Below are 3941 nucleotides of genomic sequence, written 5' to 3'. Positions count from 1 at the left end.
CGGGCCGCCGCTGCGCATCTGGGTGAATCTTCCGCGGCGGGGCGACGGCTCCACCGGCGAGAGCCCCATCCGCGAGGCGACGAACGACGTCATCGTCTAAGTGACTCACCGGCCGCACGCTGTCGTAACGCACACAGTTCGGCCTGTGGTTGCGCGCCTGAAAGCGACGACGACAAGGCTCTCCCCGATACCCGGACAGGGTGCTTGACGACCGCAAAGTTCGAAATAGCGCACACACTACCTTGTGCTCGGTAAACCGAACACCTAGGCTGCGATCGATACAACGAACCTCAGGAGCGTCATGGCAACGTTCGCCGCTAGGGCCCGGACTGTGACCGACATCGCTACGTCGGTCAGGGACGCCCGTCTCGCCGCCGGTATGAGCCAGGCCGACCTCGCAGCGGCAGCCCATCTCACACGCTCCTGGGTGAGCCTCTTCGAGAGCGGGCGCGCTCCCAATGCGTCACTGAGCAAGGTGCTCGCGATGATGGACGTTCTGGACGTCACGATCCGGCTGGCGTATCCCGTACCGGACTCGGACACGCCCCCCGCCGAGTCGGCCCGCCACCCGCGGCACCTGCCCGAGGCGGTCGATGCAGTCGAGGCGATGGAGGCACCCGAAGCAGTCGACACACCGGCGGACGATTATGAAGTCCTGACTTCCGCAAAAGTGGCCCCCCCTGGCGAAGTAGCGCTTGCCGCTGCACGCGCCATCCGGGCGGCCCACCGTGCACGCGACGTCGCAGATGACATCACTCAGCGGTCTTCCGATGCCTGACAAGGAACTCGCGGTCCTACTGTCTGGACAGAGACTGGGGACGTTGACGGAGGGCCGTCATGGCAAGCACTCGTTCTCCTACGACCTCGACGGCCCCGAACGGAATCTCTCGCTCTCCATGCCCAGACGCCGTCAGGCCTGGGGCCCCGATCGGGTCGAACCCTTCCTCGACGGACTGTTGCCCGACAACCAGGCCGCGCGGGTCCAGATCGCCCGCCATCACGGGGCCGTCGCAGGCAACACGTTTTCCCTCCTCACCGCTGTCGGTCGCGATTGCGCCGGCGCTGTTCAGTTTCTCCGCCCCGATGCGATGGATGAACTCGACGAAGGGGTCCTCGTACCGATGTCTGACGCCGACATCAGCAGGAGACTTCGCGAGCTGATCTCGAGCAGACAGGCATCCTGGCAGGCCCGCGGCGAGCATTGGTCGCTCGCAGGAGCTCAGGAGAAGGTCGCTCTCCACCGACGAGCAGACCAGTGGTATCAGGCGACCGGCGCGATCCCCACTACGCACATCATCAAGCCTGGTGTTACCGATCTCCCCTGCCAGGCGTACAACGAAGTCCTGTGTCTGCAAGCCGTCCGAACAATCGGTTTGCCGACGGCCGCCACGAACTATGTCGATTTCGCTGGCACTCCCGCTGTGATCAGCCGACGGTGGGACCGCCATGTCGCCGTTGATGGAACCGTGACCCGTGTCCATCAGGAGGACCTCTGCCAAGCTCTCGCAGTTCATCCGTCGCGCAGGTACCAGGCCGATGGAGGCCCATCCCCCGGAGATGTCATCTCCTTCTTGCGGGCGCTCCGCCTCGAGGAAGACGTCTGGCTTTTCGTTCGAGCGCTTGCGATCAACTTTCTGCTCGGCGCCACCGACGCCCATGCCAAGAATTACGCGATTCTTCACGCCGATGATTCCCCACCCCGGCTCGCACCGCTCTATGACATCGCGTCGATCTACCCGTACTCACCACAACGGAGTCAGCGCAGACTCGCCATGAAGATCGGGAGTCGGTACGCCTACGACGAGATCACCCTCCGCCACTGGATCACCTTTGCGGAGACCAACGACCTCGATCCGAGCGTGCTCACCGCCCAGATCTACCTCGACGCCGATGAGCTGCCCGGGGCACTCCGATCCGCCATCGAGCTGCACCCCCCGCGCACTGACGACGAACACCGGTTGGCAGACACGCTTATGGCCGAGGTCGAGGCCCAGTGTCGACGGGTTCTGGCCTGGTTCGGTTGAGTGAACCGAACTGGGGCGACGACGACGAGGTCCGCCACCCGCCCCCGGCCCGCATAAACCCGGCCGCGCGGAACCGGCCGGGTCAGAACCAGTCGAGCGGGGTGCCGTAGAGCCGATCGTGCGGCAAGCTGCGAGCGATCAGCTCGGTGAGGGCCTGGTGGTCGTTCTTCAACGCGGTACCGCGGCGGGTCGGCCGGAGCTCGCCCTTGTACTTACGCACCAGCCCCAGCGCGCGGGCCCAGTCCCTCAGCTGCCAGATCGGGAACGTCAGGTCTTCGCGATTGTTCTTCCCGATCCACGTGCGGTCCCAGCCGGTGTCGGCCATGAGTTGCTCGACCATCGTCGGCGGCAGGTACCCGGCCGCGGTGAGCTTGACCCCGTCGCCGACCCGTTCGAGCAGGATCTGCAGCTTCGCGGCCTCGTCCCGCTGGACTTCCCTGAGAGTGGCTGGCGTGTCGGCGATTCCGACCACTCGCCGCTGAACGTCCTCGAGGTCGAATTCTTCCGCGTCCCAGCCGGCCCAGAACTCGAGTACCTCCGGGCCCCAGCCATCCGAGTCGAACTCTTCGCCGCCGGCGATCCACTCGTTATATGACCAGATCCCCCCGCAGTCCTCCGGAGGGCATGCCCGGCGACCTGCCACCACCGTCGCATCCGGGATCTCGTCGTCGTCGTCGTCGGGCTCCAGGACCTTCTCCACGGTGACGCGATGCCACCAACTGTCACCGAAGTCGTACAGGTACAGGAACCTATCGCCCACGCTGTGCGCCAGCTCGTCGAGCCGTACGTCAGCCTCGTCGAGTTCGCCCATCTCCCCGGCGTCGGGGTAGTCCATGGAGGCGAAGTGCTCGGCGTCGCGGTCCCGGCGCGAGGATGCGTGGACGAACTCGTGCAGGTGACTGTTCGTCCAGCCCATGGCTTCCTGCAGGATCAGGTGAAGGCGCGGCAACTCCAGGTCGCTACGCAGGTCCAGGCGTCGCCAGATGGGCGGGGACGAGTCCAGCAGCTCGACCTTGACGCGATACGTCACCGGCGACTCGCGCCTCGGGTGCCGCCGGTTGACGGCCGGGCGGTCCCACGGGGACTGATAGTCAGCCCCGGCCGCCAGCGAGGCCATCAACTCGGTCTGCGGGACTCCCGCGCTCGCCAATGCGTCGAGAACCGCGTGCTTCAACTCGTCTGCGGTGAGGTCGCCTGGTCCGTAGGGGCGATCTGTCGAGGGCGTCACCTCACCGACGATACGAGATGCGAGCGGCGCGCTGGGACGCCCCCGTTTGGAGAAGTAGTCTCACCTGCCATGGACACCGACGAGCCCGGGCTGTTCGACCTACCCGAGTCCGCGCCTGAGCCCACCCCGCAACCCTCGCCTGCGCGGCCCCGTCCCGGCAGGAACCGCGAGACGTGGGCCTGCACTGTCACCGCGGAGGTGACCATCGTCGATGCGGCGACGGTAACGGCGGCCCTCACGCGGTACCTCAAGGACACCGTGGTGGTCGATGCGTTCTCCGGTGCGGTGATCGAGGACCCGGCGAGTGAGGAGGCGGGGCCCGATCCCACCCTGCCGCCGCTGCCTCAACTGAACTGGCTGATCTGGCCTACGGGCGGTGTGGAGGAACTCCTCGAAGAGGGCGCGTTCCGGGTTCTCGATGTTGAGAGCGCTGTGACCACCGAGATCTACGACCGGGGGACGATCACGTGGACGGTCACGGTCAAGCTCACCGACGTCCAGCTCCTGCGTCGCGTCGCCACGCGAGCCCACCCCGCCGACGCCGACCTCATCGCGAACAGTCTGTCCGTCGCGTGGCAGCGCGCTGCCGACTCGTTCGCTCCCCTGCGTTCGATCCCCGGGATCTCGTGGCGGCCGGTGTCCGTCGAGGTCGAGCACGTGTCGGCGCGGAAGCGATGACGACGGCCGCC

General features: G+C 66.4%; 4 protein-coding genes. 3 read left to right on the top strand and 1 reads right to left on the bottom strand.

The features are described 5' to 3' along the window. Positions 1-331: 331 nt before the first annotated feature. The gene (locus G6020_RS01270) at positions 332-778 is read left to right on the top strand and encodes a helix-turn-helix transcriptional regulator (protein ID WP_159110396.1); all 447 of its coding nucleotides are present in this window, start codon (positions 332-334) and stop codon (positions 776-778) included. Next, entirely contained in the window at positions 747-2024 is a 1278-nt protein-coding gene (locus G6020_RS01265) for a type II toxin-antitoxin system HipA family toxin (protein WP_347238280.1), read from the top strand. Before G6020_RS01270 ends, G6020_RS01265 begins: the two co-directional genes overlap by 32 nt. A gap of 82 nt (positions 2025-2106) precedes the next feature. Here the strand turns inward: G6020_RS01265 and G6020_RS01260 are convergent, their stop codons facing one another. Then, a complete protein-coding gene (locus G6020_RS01260) occupies positions 2107-3252 on the bottom strand; it encodes a plasmid pRiA4b ORF-3 family protein (RefSeq protein ID WP_182609401.1) in 1146 nt (381 codons plus the stop codon). Positions 3253-3321: 69 nt separating this feature from the next. Between G6020_RS01260 and G6020_RS01255 the strand changes: the two genes are divergently transcribed. Then, positions 3322-3930 (top strand): hypothetical protein, encoded by a 609-nt coding sequence (locus G6020_RS01255; RefSeq protein ID WP_182609400.1) that lies wholly within the window; start codon positions 3322-3324, stop codon positions 3928-3930. Positions 3931-3941 lie beyond the last annotated feature (11 nt).

Source organism: Dietzia sp. B19, from assembly GCF_014145155.1.
Classification (GTDB): domain Bacteria; phylum Actinomycetota; class Actinomycetes; order Mycobacteriales; family Mycobacteriaceae; genus Dietzia; species Dietzia natronolimnaea.
The sequence above is the reverse complement of the archived record's forward strand: the minus strand, read 5'-3'. Positions and strand labels throughout refer to the sequence as shown.